The following is a 23224-nucleotide window of genomic DNA, read 5'->3' as shown; positions in this document are numbered from 1 at the left end:
AGGTTAACCCAAACAATTCCGGCCATCATCCGCTTGAAGCTACCAAGTGACCGAATTAAATGACTTTTAGCGATTTGTTCATCATGAATTCAGATGTTTCATATTACCGTCCAAATTGCTCTGTACGCCCCGAAACTTATCGCTAGAGAAACAGGTTCGCCGTGACGCTCGCTTTCAAGACCCGCTTTGCCCTTTTTGCCGCTTTGAGCGCCTCGACGCTTGGCGCGTCCCCGGTAAAGGCGCAGGATAGTTTCGGTAGCCTGCCCGCAGATGCGGTTCTGGTGACGCCGCAGGGCGACATTCTGGATTACGTTCCGGAAGCAGGCGAGTTGCAGACCATGCGGGACCGCAGGGGTCGCACCGTGCTGGTAGACACCTGGGGCAATGTCGTTGCCATCGTCATGCGCAGTGGACGCTCGGACAACAGCGTGGCCCGCCGCCAGGCCAATGTCGATGTCTATTCCAATCAGGGTTTTGACAACGAAGCCTATGATCCAAACGGTGATACCGGTTTTTCGCAACCCGGCGACGTGACCGGCTCGATCCCGGATTTCCGCGAAGTGACCCCGCAGGACGTGGAGCGACAGGAATTGCCGTCCAACCTGCCGGCCCCGGCGGATGAGAATGACATGGCGGCCCTTCCGCCTTTGGAAGAAAGCACGCCGCAGCGTCAGACGACGATGCCGCCGGCGATTGCCATTACCAAGAAATCCAGTGCGGAAATCACCGCCTTGCAGGTGTTCCTCGACCGCGAAGGTTTTTCGCCCGGCGTCATCGACGGCAAGATGGGCTCGAACGTCACCAAGGCGATCGAGACCTGGCAGCAGTCAACCGGTGAAACGCTCGACCCGAACAACACGGAAGATATTCTCGAGCGGCTGCGGCTGAACGGCGGACTGCCGATTACCAGCTACACGATCTCGGCCGCCGACGCAGCGGGTCCCTATGTGGCCTCCATCCCGGAAGACTACGCCCACAAGGCGGCTCTGCCGCATCTCTCTTATACCTCGACAGCGGAAATGCTGGCCGAGAAATTTCATATGGATGAAAACTACCTGCGCGAGCTGAACCCCGGCGTCGATTTCACCGTGCCGGGTTCGACCATCAAGGTCATCAATCCGGGCGAGGCAAAGACCGGAAAAGTAGCGCGCATCGTGGCCGACAAGTTCCGCAAGCAGGTCCTTGCCTATGACGATGCCGGAACGCTGATCGCCGCCTATCCCGCGAGCATCGGTTCTTCCGACACGCCGTCTCCGTCCGGCACCGTGCAAGTTGATCGCATCGCTTTTGATCCGGGCTATACCTACAACCCGAAGATCAACTTCAAGCAGGGTGAAAACGACAAGGTGCTGACACTGCAGCCGGGGCCGAACGGACCGGTCGGCACCATGTGGATTGCTCTGTCGAAGCCGACCTACGGCATCCACGGCACGCCGGAACCGTCCAAGATCGGCAAGACCCAGAGCCATGGCTGCGTGCGTCTTACCAACTGGGACGCGCGCGAACTCGGCAAGATGGTCAGCGTCGGAACGACGGTCGAGTTCCTCGACTGAGCCGGATTGTAACGCCAGCTTGATTTTAGCGATGACCACCGCATGCGCCAGGCGATTCCGGTGGTCATGACGTCATCAGCTATTGTCATTAAAAATCTTTGCGGCGATGGTCTATCAGTCTCGTATATTCAGGACCGATAGCACAAGGAATGCCTCGCATGGCAGCGGAACGTCCCCTTCCCAATCTCTGGCACGCAACCGCGCCTTCGGCCCCTGACACCCGTCCGCTCGTTGGCGACGTGACGGTCGATGTCGCCGTGATCGGCGGCGGCTTCACCGGCCTTTCGGCAGCGCTGCATCTCGCGGAAAAAGGCGCGTCCGTGGCGGTCGCCGAAGCGCGCATGATCGGCTTTGGCGGCTCCGGCCGCAATGTCGGGCTGGTCAATGCCGGTATGTGGACGAAACCGGACGATCTGGTCGCAACGCTCGGCAAGGAGGCCGGTGACCGGCTTTTGAGCGAACTGGGCAACGGCCCCGCGCTGGTTTTCGATCTCGTCGCCAAGCATGACATTTCGTGCGAAGCCGTGCGCAACGGCACGCTGCATATGGCAATCGGCGATGAAGGCTTGAAAGACATCAGGAACCGCGAAGCGCAGTGGAAGAAGCGCGGTGCGCCGGTGGAAATTCTGGCCGCACCGCAGGCCCGCACGATCTCAGGCGCCGAAGGATTTTCCGGCGCTCTTCTCGATCGCCGTGCCGGCACGATCCAGCCGCTTGCCTACGCTCGGGGTCTGGCCCGCGCTGCGATGGCCGCTGGCGCAAAATCTACACGGAAACACCTCTCCTGGCAGCCGAACGCAAGGGCGACCTCTGGAAACTGACGCTGGGTGGCGGCACGATCACCGCCCGCAACGTCATCCTGGCGACCAACGCCTATGGCGGCCTCGTGGCAAAGACGCCGTGGAAAGCCCATACGCGGGAACTGACGATCCTGCCCTATTTCCAGTTCGCGACCAATCCGCTGCCCGACAGCGTTGCCGGGACAATCCTTCCCGAACGCCAGGGATGCTGGGATACCGGACTGGTGATGACGTCTTTCCGCATGGACCAGCAGAACCGGCTGATCTTCGGCAGCATCGGTCGGCTCGATGCACTGGCGGAAGGAACGCACCGGGCCTTTGCCAAGCGTTCGCTGAAGAAGCTCTTTCCCTATCTCGGCGACTTCCGCTTCGAATACTGGTGGGACGGCCAGATCGGTATGACGACCAACAATTTGCCGAAGATGCACCGGTTGGCGCCGAGCGTCGTTTCGGTCAGCGGCTATAACGGCCGCGGCATTGCACCTGGAACCGTATTCGGCCGGGCGCTCGCCAATCATGTCATGGGGAAGAAGCGGCTTTGCCGCTAGCCGAGTCTTCATTGACGCCAGATCCGTGGCGGAACGTCAAATCCGCCTTCTACCACGTCGGCGCTCAGGCGAAGCATTTCATCGACCGGCGTTTCTGACGAAAAGGCCGCGTGCTTTTTCCGCACACGGCCCGGTCCGTTTGTCGTCAGGCCGCGCGGCGGATAGCGCCCGTCATGCGCAGCGGAACCAACCGGCGAACCTCGTCGGCGAAAGTGCGGGCATTTTCGCGAGCCTTGTCGAGATTGCTGACGCGGCCGGCATCCATCGTCTGCAGCGTACCACCACAGTCGAAAATATCACGAAAGGCGGAACGCTCGATGATCGGCGTATCGAGAACCGTGACACGGCGTTCGGCAAGAAGTTCCTTGACGACCTGCAGCGCGCGGGTGGTGACCAGCGAATTGACGCGGGTGAGAACCACCGAATGCGGGATGCGAATGCCGGCACTCTTTTCCAGCTGACCCAAAAGTTCGAGAACCTGCGCCCCGCCTTTGGCATCCATGGCACAGCCCTGGATCGGGATCAGAACATGGTCGGAAAGGCCGATCGCCGTTGCCATCAGCGTATTGCGCGCACCGGCGAGATCGACGATGAAATAATCCGTATTGTGACGGTTCTCGCGGATATGGCCCTGGATCGAGGCCATGCTGACATAGGAAATCACTTCGATATTGTGAACTGAACCGGAAATATCCTTCCAGTGAGAAATCCAGTGCTGCGGATCCGCGTCCAGAATGGTGACGCGCGCACCCTTGCGCGCCAGTTCCGTTGCGAGAATAAGTGCAGCCGTCGTCTTGCCTGCGCCGCCCTTGGTATTTGCGAATGTAATGACTGGCATGTCTGTCCCTGTCTTATTCTGGTCCCGAGCCCCGGCATGGCTCCCGTAAAGCGCAAAGCCCCATCGCGCTCCGGTTAACCAAAACTCACAGAACATGGTTAATGAATTCTAAATGCGCGCCTAGCGAGACTTAACTATATTAGACATTCCGGATATATTTGTCGGGTGTTTTAGGGTGATGGAACGTCAGTCTTTCTTGACGTAAATCACTGAAAACTCATCGTCATAGACCTGCCGCCAGCCAGGCAGTTCCTGAAAGAACGGAATACGGTTGTCCTTCACTGTCAACAGCGCCCAGCGGATATCGTATCTCTCAAGCTGCGCCTCAAGGATCGGCTTACCCGCCGACGTCCCCATGTCGATGGTCGCCTGGGTAAAGCCTCCGAGGAAAAGCTGATCGGTGCGACCGTCGATATAGGTCTTGATCCCGTGGAAAATCAGGGAACCGCCAAAGTCATAGGCGTTGAAAACATTGCCGGTCAGCCCCTGCTGCCTGGCATAGGCCAAAGCGCCGGACACGAAGTTCTTTGCCGCCGGCGCCACGGTCGAATAACTGATAAAAACTACAGCGGTGGCCACCCAGCACGCAACGAGCACCGCGCTGATCCGTCCAGCATAGGCGGATAGTGCCTTCTCGAGCCGTTCGCGCGGTTCCATCAGCCACTTTTGTCGAGACAGGACCGGAAACTGTACAGCGACATCGACCGCCAGAACGACGGGGACGAGGAGCAGCCAAAGATACTGGAAACGGCTGTAGGACAGGAACAGGTGCAGGGTGAAAACGAAGAATGCTGCATAGGTCCAGCGCACACGCAGGCCCGAGATGAGGATGGCAGCGACGACGATGAGCAGAGCCACCTCTGCCCCGACATCGGATCTCGCGTTAAACGGCATCCACTCATCGATGAAGGATACGGCTTCATTGCCAGAAGCAACCGTGAAGGTCGCAAGGATGGCCTTGAAGCCGTAGGGATTGATCATCGCCACCAGAACGCAGAGCAGGCCGAAAAGCACCCATTTGGCAATCAGTTTCGGCTGCCTGAACCAAACACGCGACAGGCAGTCGAGACCGGCGAAGGCCGCGATCACAAAGCCGAAGGTAAAGGTGGCATGAAGGTTGGCCCAGAGAAGAATCAGACTGAGCGCCCAGAAAGGCGGCGACCGCGTTTCCCGTGCCGCCTGGAAAAGAAGCGCTGTCCACAGGACGATGATCGGAAAACTGAAAATCAGTGGCCGCGCATTGTAGACCGGGCCGACAGCGATGGTGATCGCGAGGGTCACGGCAATCGCAATGGTCGGCTTCAGCGATGCACTGAGGCTCCAGGCCAGCAAAAACATCGCCGCAGCCACGGCCGTGACCGTGATGAAGGCAACGCCGCTCCAGCCGAAGATCGAATATCCGGCTCCGAGAATAACCTGCGCCAACCATTCCTTGGCGATCCAAGGCTGTCCGGCAAATGTATGGGAATAGGTATCGACCGTCGGAATGGTTCGCGACGCGAGGAGATCGAGACCCACCTTGACCTGCCACCAATTGTCCGGATCCTGCAGCAATGTTCTGGCGTAGAGGCAGAGAAACAGGGTGACAAAAAAGCCCACGGCCAGACACAGAACAAACCTGATTCGCTGGGCCTCATCCTTCCTCGGATCAACGCCTTCCGGTGTTTGCGCTTGTGTGTCGTCTTGACGTTTTGCAGTTGCCTCGGTCGCGGACATGGCAGGCTTTCAGTTCAGGTTTTCTCGGGGGTCTGTTTCCGATCGGTGCGAAAGACGACATGCGCCGACGCTAGATAGAAAAGAACCGAATAGACGACGATACCAAGCAGATGCACCCACGGATTGCCCTTCATCCCGAAGGACAGGGCCGCCAGCACGATGAGCAGATTGGCGCCATAAGCAAAGACGAAACTCAACACATACCGAAGAACAGTTCCGGCACAGATGCGACTTGTATTCGAAAACGTCCAGCGGCTGTTGAGCACGAAACCGAGAACCAGCCCTGTGGCATAACCAAGCAGATTGGAGAGGATATCGCCATAGCCGAGCCAAAGCCCGGTCAGGATGACGGTATATCCGAGAGCCGTATTCAGCACGCCGACGGCCGCGAAGCGGAGCAGCCGGCCGATATCAAACAGTCGGTTTAACCGCGTGGACAAAATACTGCGCTCCCATCGGAATGCCGGAAAGGTAGCGCTCCAGCGGCCGCAGTCTGGCAAGAAAATGCGGGAAGAAGATCCGGTACACCGTCTTCGTCCGTGAAAGACCGGCGATCGCCAAGCGCTGCTTCATCTGCGGGGCGTTGATGAGCACGGCATTTTCATCGAACGAGCAGTTGCGCACCGCATGTAGGGTCAGCGGGTTCCACGGATTGTGTTCGAACAGAAAGAAGCTGCCGCCCGGCTTCAGGACACGGCCGATTTCGCGCAGGAGATCGATGTGCATCTCCTCAGGAATATGATGGAAGACGCAGGCCGTGAAAATCAGGTCGAACTGGTTGTCGTCATAGGGGATCGACTGTCCGTCGAAGGGCTGGAAGGACGCCTGGCCCGGAAAGCGTGCCTTTGCAATCTCCAGCGATTGTGCGGACGGATCGAGAAGGACGATGTCACTTTGCGGAAACGCCGCCCGCATCGGCCCGAGCGAATTTCCCACGCCTGCACCGAAATCAAGGATGCGCGCTGGTTTTTCTCCGCGACGGGCCAGTTCGGCGGCAACGTCGGCAATCTTGTAACGCGCGAAGAAATCCGGCGTTTCGCCGCTCAGGCGGATGCTGGCCGCATGCGCCTGCTCATATTCGCCGGCAAACTTGTCGAATTCCGCCTCAAGCACGATTTTGCTCCTTCAACATCTCCTGAAGACGATGAACAGGCGAAGCTTCGCTTTTCGCGCTTCGCTCTGAAGCGACGATCTCGTTGACGACATAGAGCGGTCGGCGTTTGGTCTCCATATACATTCGCCCGAGATATTCACCGAAAATCCCGAGCATCAGCAATTGCACGCTGCCGAGCACCAGCACAATGGCGGCGATGCTCGTCCAGCCCGGCAGGACATTGCCGCTCAGCCAGGAGACGATGGTATAACCCAGCGTTAGCAGGCCGATGAAGCCGAACAGCAGGCCGAGATGGGAGGCAAGCCGCAGCGGCACGATGGAAAAGCTGGTCATGGCGTCGATCGCCAGCAGCACCATCTTGCGTAAAGGATAGTGCGTGGTGCCGGCAAAGCGGGCGTGGCGCTGGTAGTAGTATGCCGTCTGCTTTAGGCCGATCCAGTTCACCATGCCGCGAATGAACCGGTACTGTTCCGGCATGGCGTTCAAATGCTCAAGCGTGCGGCGGTTCATCAGGCGGAAATCGCCGGTATCAGCGGCAAGATCGATATCGACCATCTTGCGCATCAACCGATAGAACAGTGCCGCTGTCGATTTCTTGAACCAGCCTTCGCCTTCGCGTTTCAGCCGCTGGCCATAGACGACGTCGAAGCCCTCGTCCATGCGCGCCATCATCGGGCCGAGCAGTTCCGGTGGGTCCTGAAGATCGGCATCGAGAACGAGGATGCGTTCGCCGCGGCAGAATTCCAGTCCGGCCGTCAAAGCAATCTGATGGCCGAAATTGCGGGACAGATCGATGACGACGATGCGGCGATCCATGTGGGCAAGGCTGAACGCCGCTTCCCGCGTCCCATCGGTGGCGCCGTCAATGACCAGAACGATTTCGAAGGAATTGTCGACCTGCGCCTCGCAGGCAGCGGTGACGCGACGATGCAGTTCGCCCATGCCATCGCGTTCATTATAGCAAGGAATGACAACCGAGAGAGCCAGCGTCGGTTCTGTCGAAATGTCCCGCTTTTTTGACACCTGTCACACTCCCTTTTCACAAGGGGTGTATCCGATATTGATTAAAAACCGGTGTCTCCGTCGGCAGGCTCCCGTGGAACCTGCCGAGGATATTTTCGCCGAGCCGTATCAGATGCAGTCCCTGAACAGGCTCTTTGCAGCATCGAGCGTCAGCTCAACCGGATTGCCGCCGGCCGTCGGGTCGACGATCGCCATGGCAGCCATCTCGTCGATACGGTCTGTGCCGACGCCGAGTGCCGACAGCTTGTCCGGCACGCCGAGGTCTTCGCGCAGTTTCAGCACATAATCGTAGAAGCCATCGAAACCGCCGGAAATGCCGAGATAGGCAGCGGCCATGCCGATCTTGCTCTCGATCGCCGGCAGGTTAAAGCGCAGCACCGGCGGCATGACGACGGCATTGGTCATGCCGTGATGGGTGTTGTAGATCGCGCCGACCGGATGCGACAGCGAGTGGATCGCACCGAGGCCCTTCTGGAAGGCAACGGCACCCATCGCGGCTGCCGACATCATATGGGCACGCGCCTCGATATCCGTGCCGTCCTTGTAGGCGCGCGGCAGGTATTCCTTGACGAGGCGCAGGCCTTCCAGTGCGATACCGGCCGACATGGGATGGTAGAACGGCGAGGAATAGGCTTCCAGGCAATGGGCAAACGCATCCATGCCGGTACCGGCGGTGATCACCTTCGGCATGCCGACGGTGAGTTCCGGATCGCAGATGGTGATCGCCGGCAGGAATTTCGGATGGAAGATCACCTTCTTCGTATGGGTCTGCGAATTGGTGATGACCGAGGCGCGGCCGACTTCCGAGCCGGTGCCAGCGGTGGTGGGAACCGCGATGATCGGGGCGATGCCCTCGACGCTGGCGCGGGTCCACCAATCGCCGACATCCTCGAAATCCCAGACCGGGCGGCTTTGCCCGGCCATGAAAGCGACGCACTTGCCAAGGTCGAGGCCCGAGCCGCCGCCAAAAGCGATGACGCCGTCATGGCCGCCCGCCTTGAAGGCCTTGACGCCGGCATCGAGATTGACGTCCGTCGGGTTTGAATCGACATCGGCGAACAGCGCGCGGCCGAGACCGGCGGCGTCGAGGATATCGAGCGCATTCTGCGTGATCGGCATCGGGGCCAGACCACGGTCAGTGATCAGCAGCGGGTTCTTGATGCCGAGCGCCTTGCAGTGTTCGGCGAGTTCCTTGATGCGCCCTGCCCCGAACTTGATGGATGTCGGGTAGCTCCAGTTGGCTGTGATGCTCATGTTTCAGGCTTTCTTCAGGTGGTAGGATTTTGGGCGGGTCAGGTTCTGGAAGCCGATGACCGACAGCGAACCGCCCCGGCCGGTTTCCTTGACGCCGGTCCAGCAAAGGGCCGGATCGAGATAGTCGGCGCGGTTCATGAAGACGGTGCCCGTCTCCAGATCGTTGCCGATCCGGGCCGCGCGCTCGGCATCCTTGGTCCAGAGCGACGTCGTCAGGCCGTATTTGCAGTCGTTCATCAGCGCGAGCGCTTCGGCATCGCTCTTCACCTTCATGATGCCGACGACCGGGCCGAAGCTTTCTTCCGTCATCACCTTCATCGAGTGATCGACATCCACCAGAACCTGGGGGCCAAGATAGGCGCCGCCATCATCGGCCGGGAAAAGCTTCGGATCGACCAGCGCTTTCGCCCCTTGGCGACAGCCTCGGCCGTCTGTGCCCGCACTTCGGCGGCGAAGCGCTTGTGCGCCATCGGGCCGAGTGAGGTTTCCTGCTCCAGCGGATTGCCGAGCTTGTAGGCAGACGCGAACGCAACGGCCTTCTCTACGAAATCGTCATAGAGATTTTCATTCACATAGATGCGCTCGATCCCGCAGCAGCACTGTCCGGAATTGAACATGGCGCCATCCATCAGCGTATCGACGGCCGCATCCAGATCCGCGTCTTCCATGACATAACCCGGATCCTTGCCCCCGAGTTCGAGGCCAAGCCCGGTGAACGTGCCGGCTGCTGCCCGCTCGATCGAACGGCCGCCTTCGACGGAACCGGTGAAGTTGACGAAGTCAAAACTCTTGGCGGCGATCAGCGAGGAGGTTGTCGCGTGATCGAGGAAGATATTCTGGAACACGTCCTCCGGAACACCCGCCTCGACAAAGGCGCGCACCATGCGCTCGCCAACCAGGATCGTCTGGCTGGCATGTTTGATGATCACGGTGTTGCCGGCCATCAGCGCCGGGGCAACGGTATTGATCGCCGTCATATAGGGATAGTTCCACGGCGCGATGACGAAGACGACACCATGGGCGACGCGCTCGATGCGGCGCTCGAAGCTTGCACTGTCCTCGACAATAATGGGCGCCAGAGCATCCGCCGCAATCGCCGCGACATAGTTCGAGCGCTCGTTGAAGCCGCGGAATTCGCCGCCGTAACGGATCGGTCGACCCATCTGCCAGGCCAGTTCCGGCACGACCTCATCGACCATCTCGTTGAGGCGCGCGACACCGGCGAGAACGAGCTTGACGCGGTCCTCGATCGGGCGCTTGGCCCAATCCTTCTGCGCAGCGCGTGCACGGGCAACGGCAGCCGACGCTGCCGCCCCCTCCATCGCCGGACGTTCCGCATAAACCGATCCATCGATCGGGGAAATGCACTGGATCATGGTCATGATCATCTTCCTGTCTTGTCGTCTTTGAGAATAGTTTCGCCACGGAAGGGTCGAACCCTGTCCGTGGCTGATACGGTGCGACTGCACCCGAAATATGACGTCACGCCCGCTCGAAACCGCGCGCGACTTCCCAGTCGGTGATCCTGCGGTCGTATTCTTCCTGCTCCCATTCGGCAGCGCGGGTGTAGTGCTCGATCACATCCTCGCCGAAGGCATCGAGCAGCATTTTCGAACCATTCAAGGCGGCGGTGGCATCACGCAAAGTACGCGGGATTTCGCGGATGTTCTTGCCGGCATAGGCATCGCCGACGAACGGCGCTTCGAGCTCCATCTTTCCCTCGATCCCGGCAATGCCGGCAGCGATCAGCGCTGCCATGGCGAGATAGGGGTTCAGATCCGACCCGCCGACACGGCATTCGATGCGGATGCCCTTGCTGCCCTCACCGCAAAGACGGTATCCGGCGGTGCGGTTGTCCTTCGACCAGATCGCCTTTGTCGGGGCGAAGGTGCCGGCGACGAAGCGCTTGTAGGAGTTGATGTAGGGAGCAAGGAAATAGGTGATCTCGCCGGCATGGGCGAGAAGGCCGGCCACATAGTGCCGCATCAGCTCGGACATGCCGAATTCGGCATCCTTGTCGAAGAATTTCGGCGTCTGGCCGTCGGCGCTCCACAGCGACTGGTGAATATGCGACGAGGAGCCGGCAGCCTGTTGGTTCCACTTGGCGAGGAAGGTGATCGCCTTGCCCTTGCTCCAGGCGATTTCCTTGCAGCCGTTCTTGATAATGACGTGGCGGTCGGCCATGGTCAGCGCGTCGGCATAGCGCACATTGACCTCTTCCTGACCGGCCCAGGCCTCACCCTTGGTGTTTTCCACCGGGATACCGGCGCCCTGAAGGCCGTTGCGGATCGCCCGCATGACATCCTCTTCCTTGGTGGTCTGGAAGATGTGGTAGTCTTCATTGTATCCGCTCGCCAGCCGCAGGTCGCGATAGCCGCTTGTCCGGGCATCGTCATAGGACTGGTCGAAGAGGAAGAATTCGAGTTCGGTCGCCATGAAGGCCTTGAGACCCATGGCCTCCAGCCTGGCGACCTGCTTCTTCAGGATGGCGCGCGGCGAATGCGGCACTTCCTTGTGGGTGTGGTGGTCCAGAAGGTCGCAGAGCACCAGCGCCGTACCTTCGAGCCAGGGAATGCGGCGAAGCGTCGAAAGATCCGGCTTCATCGTGTAGTCGCCATAACCGGATTCCCAGCTCGTCGATTTGTAGCCCGGCACGGTTTCCATTTCGAGGTCTGTGGCCAGCAGATAGTTGCAGCTATGGGTCTCTTCCCAGGCACTGTCGACGAAGAACTGCGCATGGAAGCGCTTGCCCATCAGGCGTCCCTGCATGTCGATCTGGCAGGCCAGAACCGTATCGATGCGGCCTTCGGCGACATCCTTCTTCAAGTCCTCAAACGAATAGCTCGCGCTCATGTCTTCATCCAGTGTTGGGCGCCCGGCGCCGTCTGATGTTCCGGACGGACCGACGGGGTTGCCGCCGGTCCGCGATTAAACAATGGCAATCAGATCTCGCCGACCGCCTTCTCCGCCGCGGCAATTTCCGACTGACGGCGAGCGACTTCGGCACCGATCGGCGGTCCCTTGAAGCGCTTGTTTTCGAAGACTATCCAGACAACACCGGTCAGGATCAGGAAGCCCACGGTGATATAGAGCGCCCAGTCGTTCGGCGGCTGTACGCCGATAACGAACATCACGACCATCGAGATGAGGGCGAGCACTGCAACCAGTTTGAAGCGGGCAGCGCCAAGATCCCACGGACCCATCTTGTTCCACTTCGGTGTCCCATGCGCCAGAAGACCGAGACCGATCGGAAGGGCGAAAGACAGGAATAGGAAGATGACGGTGCAGGAGACCACGATCGCATAGGCCGAAGCCTCGCCGATGGTGATTTTCGAGGTTCCCCAGACAAACAGAACCGACAGGATCGAGCCGGCCCAGATCGCGGCAACCGGGGTGCGGAACTTCGGGCTGACTTTTGCAAGCATGCTGGAGCCCGGCAATCCCTTGTCACGCGAGAACGCAAAGATCATGCGCGAAACGGATGTGACCGTCGCCAGGCCGCAGAGGAACTGCGAGATGACGATGGCAACGTAGAGCACCATCTTGATCGTGCTGTTGACCTGGGTGTCCATGGCCCAGAAAAACACGTTCCAGCCCTGCTTTGCCGCGTCGTCCATGTTCGGGATCATGAGCACGAAGGAGCACAGCATGATGTAGCCGAAGATCGAGGCCCAGAGAACGGATGATACCATGCCCCGCGGCACGGAAATCTGCGCCTTGACCGTTTCTTCCGAGGTATGGGCCGAGGCGTCGTAACCAGTGATCGTGTAGATCGGCAGGAGAAGACCAAGTGCAAACACCCAGCCACTCGACACAGCAGGCCAGACATTGCCGCCGGCCTCACCCGAATAGTTGGTCAGGGTGAAAAGACGGCTGATTTCGTAGGATGGCGCGCTCGCCAGGCAAACGATCGTCAGGCCGATGGCGGCTGCCAGAATGAGGTAGCCCGACATATCCGTCAGCTTTGCGGTAAGGCCGATCCCCATGTGATTGATCAGCGCCATGACCGCAGTGATCGCCGCAACGAAGGTGACGCGGACCAGAAGCGTGTCTTCCATGCCGAAATAGGCCCCGAATGCACCAAAGAAGAAGTAGTAGGTACCAACGTTGATGGCGCCGAGAACCGTGATGAGACCGAGCAGGTTCAGCCAGGCCGAAAGCCAGCCGGTAAACCTGTTGCCGAGGATGGAACCCCAGTGATAAAGGCCGCCGGCCGTCGGATAGGCGGACGAAATCTGTGCAAGTGCCAGCGCAAAGAAGCCCGACATCAGGCAGCCGAGCGGCCAGCCGATCCCGATCGCGATACCGCCGGCGCCGGACGTCGCCTGGGCGAGCGAATTGATCCCCCGGACATGATGCAGATGATTGAAAACGAAATCGCGAAGTTCGAGAAGGAGCTCATCCTTCGTTCAAGTTCCTGAGCATAACCCATGGAATGCAGGACGTGCATATCCTGCTTCTTGTCCAGATCGGTATAATCTGACATGTTTTTCCCCTGTAACAACTGACCTCCGGCGGTATTGCCAGACGCCCAAACCCCATGGACGACCATGGGCCAGTTCTCCGCGGACAAGCCGCTCCCCAGGTCTTTTATTGCGGCAGCGATGCGAGGCCTTCGCCCAGCAGCCCTGCCAGATAACCGGCCATGACCCTTTGACCGGTTTCATCCGAAACGAGATCATTGCGGATCTCGATCATTACGTTGAGCAGGCCATTCTTCAGGCCATGCTCAATCAGCGTGTGCGTGACGCCGTCAGCCGGCCCATAGGGCTCATTGCGACGGGTATCGAAGGCGGCTCCGTCGGCCACCGCCGCGGCCAGCATGGCATCGGCGAGCCTTGCGTCCGCGTCATGCAGGATGCCGACCTCCACCGAACGCGGCTTGCCGTGATAGACCGGCGTAAAGCTGTGCATCGTCACAAGGACAGTCGGCTGCCCTTTCCGAACGCGGGCCGCGATGAGGTCGGCCAACCCTTCCCGGAAGGGGTAGTAGATGGCTTGCGTGCGCGCCAGGCGGTCCTCACTCGACAATCCGGCATTGCCGGGAATGTTGAAGATTTCGCTGACCGCGGGCATCGCAGCGTCCGCCTCGGGCGGCCTGTTGCAGTCATAGACCAGACGCGAAAAGCGCTGGTGGAAAAGGGCTGCATCCAGTTGCTTCGACATCAACGCGGATACCGCCAGAGCGCCCGGATCCCAGGCAATGTGGCTTTCAAGCGCCTCCTGCGTCAAACCCAGCGTCCCCATGCGCTGCGGCAGTCGCCGTGACGCATGTTCGCATACGAAAAGAAAAGGGCTCGTGCCGTCCGGATTGTCTGTTGCAACCGGGCTGCCGTCCGCATCTGTCAAAAGCCCCGCCACACCCGCACCACTGCATTAAGGTTACATTAGTGAAAAGAATTCTTCACTAATCGCGCACTGTCAATCGAAATCTGAAACGATCTCTTCAAAAAACTGATTGACTCGAATTGTGACAGCGATGTTTAATCTGTCACAAAGCTGGCGTAGATCGGCTTCAGGGGAATAAATTTGACCAACGTCGCCACCTCCATGACGGTGTCGGATGTAATCAGTGCACGTTTCACCTCGCTGACCCGCGCGGAGAAACAGCTGGCTGAGACGCTTCTCGACAACTATCCGGTGTCCGGGCTCGGCAGCATCACGACTGTTGCCGAGAATGCCCGTGTCTCGACGCCGACGGTTGCGCGCATGGTCCAGAAACTGGGGTTTCGCGGTTTCCCGGATTTCCAGTCTCGCCTGCACCAGGAATTGGAAGCGACGATTTCCAATCCGATCAGCAAACACGACCGCTGGGCAGCGAATGCTCCGGGAACGCATATTCTCAACCGCTTCGCCGATGCCATCATGAACAATATGCGGGCAACGCTGGCGCAGATCGAAACCCAGGAATTCGACGGGGCCGCTGCGCTGATCGCCGATCGCAAGCGCAGCATCTATCTGGTTGGCGGGCGCATTACCGGGGCCTTGGCCGACTACTTCTTCACCCATCTTCAGGTCATCCGTTCCGGCGTCACGCAGATTGCCGCCAATTCCAGTTCCTGGCCGCACTACGTGCTGGATATGAAGCCGGGTGACGTGCTGATCATCTTCGACATCCGCCGCTACGAACAGGAAATGGAAACCCTCGCGAAGATCGCCCGGGATCGTGGCGTCGAAATCATCCTTTTCACGGATCAATGGAGTTCGCCGGTCGCCAAATCCGCGCGCCGCATCTTCCGGATCCAGATCGAAGCACCATCGGCCTGGGACAGCTCGGTCGTTATCCTGTTTGCAGTGGAAGCCCTGATCGAAGCGGTTCAAAGCTCGATCTGGGACGAAACCCGCGACAGGATGAAGACGCTGGAAGCCCTGTTCGATTCAACCCGACTTTTTCGAAAGCCGCTTTAGGAGGAGTACGGCAAGACCGGGAGGACAAGCGAAACGCCTGTCGGCCCCAAAAAGGGAAAAACGAGGAGGTTCGCAGCCTTGTGGACCGCAATTTACAGAATGAAATGAATATGTTCCAGGAGCGACGATCTCGTCGCGGCAAGACCAAAGCCTGTCACATAAGCTTCATCGGACCCCAGTATCAGCTTCATCGAAACTGACTGAAATAACCAAAGGAGAAGACCAGTGCTTACACATATGCGCCGCCTGCTTTCGCTTTCCACCGCCATGATCGTCGCTTCGACGGCCATGGCTTCCGCCGAGCCAAGCGCCGAACTGATCGCCGCAGCAAAGGCCGAAGGCACGCTTACGACGATCGCGCTTCCGCATGACTGGTGCGGTTATGGCGGCGTCATCGCCGGCTTCAAGGCCAAGTATCCGGAAATCACCGTCAACGAACTGAACCCCGATGCTGGCTCGGCCGACGAAATCGAAGCCATCAAGGCCAACAAGGACAACAAGGGCCCGCAGGCTCCCGACGTGATCGACGTCGGCCTGTCGTTCGGCCCCTCCTCTAAGGCCGAAGGCCTGACCCAGCCCTACAAGGTTTCCACCTGGGATGAAATTCCCGACACGATCAAGGATGCCGACGGCCACTGGTATGGCGACTATTACGGCGTCATGTCGCTGCTCGTGAACAAGGACCTGGTTGCCAACACCCCGAAGGATTGGGCTGATCTTCTGAAGCCGGAATATGCCGGACAGGTTGCTCTCGCCGGTGATCCGCGCGCTTCGAACCAGGCCATCCTGGGTGTTCTCGCCGCTGGTCTCGCTTCGGGTGCTGCTTCCGGCAAGGATGCTGGCGAAGCCGGCCTGAAGTATTTCGGCGAACTCAATAAGGCCGGCAACTTCGTTCCGGTCATCGGCAAGTCCGGTACGCTGGCACAGGGCGCGACCCCGATCGTGGTCATGTGGGACTATAACGCGCTTGCCGCCAAGGACACGCTGGCCGGCAACCCGCCGGTTGAAGTCATCGTTCCGGAAAAGGGCGTTCTCGCCGGCGTCTACGTTCAGGCGATCTCCGCCTATGCGCCGCACCCGAACGCTGCCAAGCTGTGGATGGAATATCTCTATTCCGACGAAGGTCAGCTTGGCTGGCTGAAGGGCTATTGCCACCCGGCCCGCTTCAACGCCATGTCGAAGGCTGGCAAGATCCCGCAGGACCTGCTCGACAAGCTGCCGCCGGCAGCCTCCTATGAAAAGGCATACTTCCCGACTCTCGAAGAAGTCGATGCCAACAAGGCTGCCGTCACCGGCGGCTGGGACAAGGTCGTGGGCGCAAACGTTCAGTAATCGTCCTTGAATGCACCCGTCCCGGCCCTTACGGCCGGGACGGGTTTCGCTTGAACAGGCCACGCCGTATCCCGGCCGGAGAAACCACAGGATGCAATCCGACAAAACCAGTATCCCGGCGGCGACCGTGCCGGTGCCCTCGCGGCGAAGATTTCCCGTGCAGTGGCTGGGCGTCCTGCCCTTTGCCGTTTTCGTCACGCTTTTCCTGATCATGCCGACGATGAAGATCGTGCTGGGCGCCTTCCAGACTCCCGATGGAACGCTGACGCTCGACAACATTCGCGGCCTCTTCACGCCCTCGATCATGGCGGCCTACTGGATCTCCATCAAGATCAGCCTGGCATCGGCCATTCTGGGCTGCATCATCGGCTTTGGTGTTTCGTCCGCGGTCGTGCTTGGCGGCTTGCCGCAATGGATCCGTGGACCGCTCCTGACCTTTTCGGGCGTTGCCTCCAATTTCGCCGGCGTGCCGCTGGCCTTCGCCTTCCTCGCGACGCTCGGCCCGGTCGGGCTCCTCACGGTCTTCCTGAAAACGCAACTCGGCCTTGATCTGCGTCTGTTGGGTTTCAATCTCCTGTCCTTCTGGGGCCTGACGCTAACCTACCTGTTCTTCCAGATTCCGCTGATGGTGCTGATCATCACGCCAGCGCTCGACGGCTTGAAGCGCGAATGGCGCGAGGCGGCCGAAATCCTCGGCGCAACCGGTCCGCAATATTGGCGGATGGTCGCCTTTCCGATCCTGTTTCCCTCGCTGCTCGGCACGCTTGCGCTGCTGTTTGCCAATGCCTTCGGCGCCGTCGCCACCGCGATCGCGCTGACCGGATCTTCACTGAATATCGTGCCCATCCTGCTGTTTGCGCAGATCCGCGGCGACGTTCTGGGCGACCCTCATCTCGGCTATGCGCTTGCCTTCGGCATGATCGTCATCACCGGCATCGCCAATGCAATTTATATCTGGCTGCGTGCACGCAGTGAAAGGTGGCTGAAATGAAGCGCATCTGGGCCTGGGGCGCGCTGATTTTCGGCTTGCTCTATTTCTTCCTGCCGCTCATCGGCATGACCAACTTCTCGCTGAAAATGCGGCGCGGCGAATATTCCTTCGACGCCTATGCGCGGGTGTTGGCGGATCCGAAGTTCCAGGAGACCTTCGGTTTCTCGGTGATGATGGCGCTGTTCACCATCCTTTTCGGAATCCTCTTGATTGTCCCCACCGCCTATTGGGTCCGTCTCAAGATGCCGGGCCTCCGACCCTATATCGAGTTCGTCACACTGCTGCCGCTGGTCATCCCGGCAATCGTCATCGTCTTCGGCTACATCCGCCTCTACAACACGTCGAGCTGGCTGCCGCTGACAGGCACGACCACGGGCACCAATATCCTGTTGATGTTCGGTTATGCGACGCTGGCTTTGCCCTACATGTACCGTGCGGTCGATACGGGATTGCGCACCATCGATGTGACGACGCTGACCGAGGCGGCGCAAAGTCTCGGCGCCGGCTGGATCACCATCCTGTCGCGCATCATCCTGCCCAATGTTCTGGTCGCCGTGCTTTCGGGCGCCTTCCTGACCTTTGCGATCGTCATCGGAGAATTCACGATGGCCGCCCTGCTCAACCGTCCGGCCTTCGGACCCTACATGCAGCTTCTCGGCGCCAACCGGGCTTATGAGCCTGCGGCGCTCGCCGTCATCGCCTTCGGTATCACATGGGCCTGCATGGGCCTGATCCAGCTGGTTACCCGTTTCTCCAAACATACGAGAGCACAACGCTAATGGCTTTTCTCGACATCAAGAATCTGGAAAAGGTCTTCGGACAGAACCGGGTTGTGAAAGACTTCAATCTCGCGATCGAGAAAGGCGAGTTCATCTCGCTGCTCGGCCCTCGGGATGCGGCAAGACGACGGTGCTGCGCATGGTCGCGGGGTTTGAGACCTCATCCTCGGGCGCGATCCTGATCGACGGCAAGGACGTCGTCTCCAAGCGTCCGAACCAGCGCAACATCGGCATGGTCTTCCAGGCCTATGCGCTGTTCCCCAATCTGACCGTCGCCCAGAATGTCGGCTTCGGCCTGAAGGTCAAGGGCATCACCGGCTCGGTTGCCGACAACCGCGTCGCTGAAATGCTGAAACTGATCGGCCTGCCGGATCTCGGTAGCCGTTACCCGTTCCAGCTTTCCGGCGGCCAGCAGCAGCGCGTGGCACTGGCCCGAGCGTTGGCACCCAAACCGCAGGTATTGCTTTTGGACGAGCCGCTCTCCGCGCTCGACGCCAAGATCCGCGTCTCGCTGCGTGAAGAAATCCGCATGATCCAGCAGCAACTCGGCATCACCACCGTCTTCGTCACCCATGACCAGGAAGAGGCGCTGTCGATCTCGGATCGCATCGTTGTCATGAATGGCGGCCGCGCCGACCAGATTGGCACTCCTTTCGACATCTACAACCGGCCCTCGACGCGCTTTGTTGCCTCCTTTGTCGGCACGTTGAACCTCATCGAAGCCAAGGTCGTCGATCCGGCCTCCAACCGCATTTCCATCGGCGACCAGGGCATCACGCTCAAGGAACCCCTCGGGGCGTCAAAGGTCGGCGACACGATTTCGCTGGCGCTTCGCCCCGAAGCCGGCTCGATCGCGGAAGGTGCGAAAGGCGACACTGCCCTTGTCGGAGAGGTCATCACCAGCAACTTCCTCGGCTCCGTCATCCGCACGCGCATGAAGGTCGGCCCCGCCGTCATTTCATTCGACATGTTCAACAGCCCGGGCCTCACGCCACCGTCAGTCGGTGAAACGGTCACCCTGCGCTTCACGGCGAGCGACCTGTTGATCGTCCGCGACTGACAGTTGGAAAAATATGCCCTATAGGAAGAACGCGACAGGATGGAACTGTCGCGTTTTTCGTTTGGCATGTCGTCCGCGACCTTTGACGCTGAGCGCTGCATCTCTATAGTTCATGCTGCACGTTCTCAGGGCGGGGTGAAACTCCCCACCGGCGGTAGCGGGGAGAAATCCCCGAAGCCCGCGAGCGCTCTTCATCTCACCGTGAAGAGGTCAGCAGATCCGGTCGAAATCCGGAGCCGACGGTTAAAGTCCGGATGAAAGAGAGCAAGCAGATAACCTGTCCCCTTGCCGGGGAGAGTGTGCCTGCGTGTTCGCCCAAGGGGATCATTGAAAAATGGCAACCTTGAAAGGCCAGACCGACATGACAATTGCCTCCCACCCGACCCAGAAAATCGCCATCATCCGCGCGCGCTGGCACGCCGATATCGTCGATCAATGCGTCAACGCCTTCGTCGCCCACTGGAAAAAGCTCGGCGGAAACACCTCCGACATCGAGATCTTCGATGTGCCCGGCGCGCTCGAAATCCCGCTTCATGCGCAGACGCTTGCAAAGACCGGCCGCTTCTCCGCCATTATCGGTTCCGCCTTCATCGTTGATGGCGGCATCTATCGCCACGACTTCGTCGCCGGCACCGTGCTTGATGCGATGATGCGCGTGCAACTCGACACCGGTGTGCCTGTGCTTTCGACCGTACTCACCCCGCATCACTTCCAGGAAACCGAGGTGCACATCCGCTTCTTCCGCGAGCACTTCGTGCTGAAGGGCATCGAGGCGGCGAACGCCTGCTCGCAGATCCTGCAAGCACGCGCGCAACTGGCGCTCGTGGCGGCATAATCCGGGCACGGACGAATACAAGCGGACCGGGTATGTGCTGCGCAGCGCCCTGACAACTCAGGGCACCCCGGGCATCGGCAAAATGTTTGGGGCTGGCCAGCGCCTGCATGCCGATGCCTATCTTTGACTGTAGGTTCCGCCGTGCATTCCACACGGCATCCGCCAGTTTAACACCCGTTGAAAAGAGCGTTGAAAGTCTTCAGATCGACGTTTCCGCCGCTGAGAATGATACCCACCCTTTTGCCGGCGCACGCAACAGCGCCGTGCAGAACGGCCGCGGCGGCAAGGCAACCCGTCGGTTCGACGATGATCTTCATACGCTCGGCAAAGAAGCGCATGGTGTCGATCAGTTGCGTATCGCTCACCGTGACGATGTCGTGGACATCGCGTTTCAGGATCGGAAAATTATGTTGTCCGAGATAGGTGGTCAGCGCACCGTCAGCAATGGACTTCGGCACGGGAATGCGCACGATCTCACCCTTGCGCAATGATTGCCGGCCGTCGTCGCCTGCCTCCGGCTCGACACCAATAATCTTGCAGCCCGGCGACAGAGCCTTGGCGCTGAGCGCGCAACCGGCCAGCAAGCCGCCACCGCCGAGCGGAGCGACGAGATAATCGATCTCGCCGACCTCTTCGATCAGTTCCAGCGCCGCCGTGCCCTGCCCGGCAATGACGTCCGCATGATCATAGGGTGGAATAATCGTGGCATGCCGTTCTGCAGCAATCCGCCGGGTGATCGCCTCGCGGTCCTCGGTATAGCGATCGTAAAAAACGATCTCAGCGCCATAACCTCTGGTCGCTGCCACTTTCATCGCGGGCGTATCCTGCGGCATGACGATGACTGCGGAAACGCCGAAGAGCTGAGCCGCATAGGCGAGCGCCTGCCCGTGGTTGCCGGAAGAAAAGGCCACAACACCAGTGCGACGAATGTCGGGCTCCAGCGCCGAGACGGAATTGTAGGCGCCGCGAAACTTGAAAGCTCCGCTCCGCTGCAGATTTTCCGCCTTGAAAAAGAGCCTGGCGCCCGCCATCGCATCGGCGGTCTTCGACGTCAAAACCGGCGTGACATGCGCCACTCCGGAAATTCGGTTCTGCGCTGTCCTGACGTCATCAAATGTCGGTAAACGCAGGGCGGGTGATAAGGTGGAAACTACTGTCAATCTGGCCTCCGACATCGTGTCGCGACTTGAATCGCCTGATCGCAATTCACGCGCTTGAGAGATCTGGCGCAAGAGAACAATTGTCACCGTTACGCTTCAATCAAGCGCCACATACCCAATCCCCTTCCTCTCGATCTCATCGACCGACTCCTCATAGCCCGCATCGGCGTAGCGGATGACGCCGAGCGACGTGTCGTTGGTCAGCGCGTGGCTCAGCCGCTCTGCACCCTCTTCCGTGCCATCAGCGATCACAGTCACGCCGCAGCTGGTCATGTAGCCGGCATAACCGCCGCCGCCGGAATGGACGACGACGAGGTCGGCCATGGAGGAGCAGAGCAGCATGGCGTCGAGCAGCGGCCAGTCGGCGATCGCATCGGAGCCGTCCTTCATGCGCTCGGTCATGATGTTCGGATGCGCCATGGCGCCGGCATCGAGATGATCGCGGGAAAAGGCGATCGGACCTTTCAGTTCGCCCGTTGCTACCAGTGAATTGACGGCGACGGCCAGCTGCGTGCGCTCGCCATGGCCAAGCCAAGCGATACGCGCCGGCAGCCCCTCGAACGGCACATGCGCCCGCGCCAGCCTTATCCAGTTGGTGACGATCTTATTGTCGGAAAACATGTTCAGAAGCAGATCGTCGATGCGGGCAATATCGCTTTCCTCGCCCGACAGCGCCATCCAGCGGAACGGACCGATGGCACGGGCAAACAGCGGCCGGAGATAAGCCTCGGTGAAAATCGGGATATCGAAGGCATTGGCAACGCCGCCGTCCCGCGCCTGGGTGCGGATGAGATTGCCGTTGTCGAAGACTTCCGCACCCTTGGCCTGGAATTCCAGCATGGCCTTGACGTGATCGACGATAGAGGCGCGACTGGCCGCCATCAATTGCCCCTGCCCATCGACCCGCAGCCGCTTGACCTCCTCGATGCTCATGCCCTTCGGCACGTAGCCGTAGACCAGATCATGCGCCGAGGTCTGGTCGGTGACGATATCGGGCACGATGCCGCGCCGGGCAATTTCCGGATACAGCGCGGCAGCATTGCCGACGAGGCCGATCGATGTAGCGCGTTTTTCCTCCACGGCCTGATCGATCATGGCCAGCGCCGTATCGAGATCGGGTGCGACATGTTCGAGATAGCCGATGGCCTTGCGCTTTTCCGCCCGCTCCGCATCGATATCGATGCAGAGGATCGCCGCGCCCGCCATGCGCCCGGCCAGCGGCTGCGCGCCGCCCATGCCGCCGAGACCGGCCGTCAGGACGAAGCGACCGGCGAGATCGCCGCCGAAACGGTTTTCGGCGATGCGCATGAAGATTTCATAGGTGCCCTGGATGACACCTTGGCTGCCGATATATTGCCAGGCACCCGCCGTCAGCCCGCCCCAGCAGATCAGTCCCTGCCTCTCCAGTTCATAAAACACCTCGGCCTTCGCCCATTGGCCGACAATGTTGCAGTTGGCCATGATCACCAGCGGCGCCTTGGCATGGGTCTTGAGCAGCGCGACCGGCTTGCCCGACTGGATCACCAGCGTCTGGTCCTCGTCCATCTCCATCAGCGTCTTGACAATCGCCCTGTGCGACGCCCAGTTGCGCGCGGCCTTGCCGAGTGCGGCATAGACGATCAGGTTCTCCGGGTCCTCGCCGACCGACAGCACGTTTTCCAGGAGCCGCAACAACGCCTCCTGCCGCCAGCCTTTGGCGCGCAGTTCGGGGCCACCGGGGATGGGAAAGTTCGGATGACGGGGGTTCGGTTTGGGCATGCTCGGTTCCTTCAAATACTGTCATCGACATTCATCTCGCGGCTAAGGGCGTGCC

The 23224-nt window shown here is 59.9% G+C and carries 15 protein-coding genes, 5 pseudogenes and 1 riboswitch; of the genes and pseudogenes, 8 read left to right on the top strand and 12 right to left on the bottom strand.

Annotated elements, in window-relative coordinates; translation table 11 throughout:
- The first annotated feature begins 93 nt into the window (after positions 1 to 93).
- Both P6U16_RS19445 and P6U16_RS19440 read left to right on the top strand, forming a co-directional pair.
- Positions 94 to 1553, top strand: a pseudogene (locus tag P6U16_RS19445) (L,D-transpeptidase).
- A 158-nt stretch (positions 1554 to 1711) separates the two neighbouring features.
- A pseudogene (locus P6U16_RS19440) lies at positions 1712 to 2999 on the top strand (FAD-binding oxidoreductase).
- A 47-nt stretch (positions 3000 to 3046) separates the two neighbouring features.
- Here the strand turns inward: P6U16_RS19440 and P6U16_RS19435 are convergent.
- The 10 genes and pseudogenes from P6U16_RS19435 to P6U16_RS19390 form a co-directional block, all read right to left on the bottom strand.
- Positions 3047 to 3739 carry a ParA family protein gene (locus P6U16_RS19435; RefSeq protein ID WP_277701850.1) on the bottom strand — a complete coding sequence of 231 codons (693 nt, stop codon included), beginning with the start codon at positions 3737 to 3739 and terminating at the stop codon, positions 3047 to 3049.
- A gap of 186 nt (positions 3740 to 3925) precedes the next feature.
- Positions 3926 to 5338 carry a hypothetical protein gene (locus tag P6U16_RS19430; RefSeq protein ID WP_277701849.1) on the bottom strand — a complete coding sequence of 471 codons (1413 nt, stop codon included), beginning with the start codon at positions 5336 to 5338 and terminating at the stop codon, positions 3926 to 3928.
- 131 nt (positions 5339 to 5469) lie between these two features.
- Entirely contained in the window at positions 5470 to 5895 is a 426-nt protein-coding gene (locus tag P6U16_RS19425; RefSeq protein WP_277701848.1) for a GtrA family protein, read from the bottom strand.
- Entirely contained in the window at positions 5867 to 6568 is a 702-nt protein-coding gene (locus P6U16_RS19420; protein ID WP_277701847.1) for a class I SAM-dependent methyltransferase, read from the bottom strand. The genes P6U16_RS19425 and P6U16_RS19420 overlap by 29 nt, the downstream gene beginning before the upstream one ends.
- Entirely contained in the window at positions 6561 to 7592 is a 1032-nt protein-coding gene (locus tag P6U16_RS19415) for a glycosyltransferase family 2 protein (RefSeq protein WP_277701846.1), read from the bottom strand. Before P6U16_RS19415 ends, P6U16_RS19420 begins: the two co-directional genes overlap by 8 nt.
- Before the next feature lie 108 nt (positions 7593 to 7700).
- Entirely contained in the window at positions 7701 to 8846 is a 1146-nt protein-coding gene (locus tag P6U16_RS19410; protein WP_277701845.1) for an iron-containing alcohol dehydrogenase, read from the bottom strand.
- 3 nt (positions 8847 to 8849) lie between these two features.
- Positions 8850 to 10228, bottom strand: a pseudogene (locus P6U16_RS19405) (aldehyde dehydrogenase family protein).
- Between the two features lie 100 nt (positions 10229 to 10328).
- Positions 10329 to 11699 (bottom strand): glutamine synthetase family protein, encoded by a 1371-nt coding sequence (locus P6U16_RS19400; RefSeq protein WP_277701844.1) that lies wholly within the window; start codon positions 11697 to 11699, stop codon positions 10329 to 10331.
- 89 nt (positions 11700 to 11788) lie between these two features.
- Positions 11789 to 13332 (bottom strand): annotated as a pseudogene (locus P6U16_RS19395) (amino acid permease).
- A gap of 104 nt (positions 13333 to 13436) precedes the next feature.
- Positions 13437 to 14207, bottom strand: a complete 771-nt coding sequence (locus tag P6U16_RS19390; protein ID WP_277701843.1) for an N-formylglutamate amidohydrolase — start codon at positions 14205 to 14207, stop codon at positions 13437 to 13439.
- Positions 14208 to 14396: 189 nt separating this feature from the next.
- Between P6U16_RS19390 and P6U16_RS19385 the strand changes: the two genes are divergently transcribed.
- From P6U16_RS19385 to P6U16_RS19360, 6 genes and pseudogenes are all read left to right on the top strand, one after another.
- On the top strand, positions 14397 to 15254 hold the full coding sequence (locus tag P6U16_RS19385) for a MurR/RpiR family transcriptional regulator (protein WP_277703912.1): 858 nt from the start codon (positions 14397 to 14399) through the stop codon (positions 15252 to 15254).
- A gap of 225 nt (positions 15255 to 15479) precedes the next feature.
- Entirely contained in the window at positions 15480 to 16586 is a 1107-nt protein-coding gene (locus tag P6U16_RS19380) for an ABC transporter substrate-binding protein (RefSeq protein ID WP_277701842.1), read from the top strand.
- A 91-nt stretch (positions 16587 to 16677) separates the two neighbouring features.
- Complete coding sequence (locus P6U16_RS19375) at positions 16678 to 17577, top strand: ABC transporter permease subunit (protein WP_277701841.1); 900 nt, start codon at positions 16678 to 16680, stop codon at positions 17575 to 17577.
- Positions 17574 to 18356 (top strand): ABC transporter permease, encoded by a 783-nt coding sequence (locus tag P6U16_RS19370; protein WP_277701840.1) that lies wholly within the window; start codon positions 17574 to 17576, stop codon positions 18354 to 18356. The genes P6U16_RS19375 and P6U16_RS19370 overlap by 4 nt, the downstream gene beginning before the upstream one ends.
- Positions 18356 to 19416: pseudogene (locus P6U16_RS19365) on the top strand (ABC transporter ATP-binding protein). Before P6U16_RS19370 ends, P6U16_RS19365 begins: the two are co-directional and overlap by 1 nt.
- Before the next feature lie 117 nt (positions 19417 to 19533).
- A riboswitch (FMN riboswitch) is annotated at positions 19534 to 19686 on the top strand.
- A gap of 91 nt (positions 19687 to 19777) precedes the next feature.
- Positions 19778 to 20251: a 6,7-dimethyl-8-ribityllumazine synthase gene (locus P6U16_RS19360; protein WP_277703911.1), complete on the top strand. Its 474-nt coding sequence runs from the start codon at positions 19778 to 19780 to the stop codon at positions 20249 to 20251.
- A gap of 167 nt (positions 20252 to 20418) precedes the next feature.
- Here the strand turns inward: P6U16_RS19360 and P6U16_RS19355 are convergent, their stop codons facing one another.
- Positions 20419 to 21411 carry a threo-3-hydroxy-L-aspartate ammonia-lyase gene (locus P6U16_RS19355; protein ID WP_277701839.1) on the bottom strand — a complete coding sequence of 331 codons (993 nt, stop codon included), beginning with the start codon at positions 21409 to 21411 and terminating at the stop codon, positions 20419 to 20421.
- Between the two features lie 96 nt (positions 21412 to 21507).
- The gene (locus P6U16_RS19350) at positions 21508 to 23169 is read right to left on the bottom strand and encodes a urocanate hydratase (protein ID WP_277701838.1); all 1662 of its coding nucleotides are present in this window, start codon (positions 23167 to 23169) and stop codon (positions 21508 to 21510) included.
- Between the last annotated feature and the right edge of the window lie 55 nt (positions 23170 to 23224).

The sequence above is a fragment of the Rhizobium sp. 32-5/1 genome (genome assembly GCF_029537235.1).
Lineage (GTDB): Bacteria > Pseudomonadota > Alphaproteobacteria > Rhizobiales > Rhizobiaceae > Pararhizobium.
Note: the sequence above shows the minus strand (reverse complement) of the source record. Positions and strands in the feature narration are given on the sequence as shown.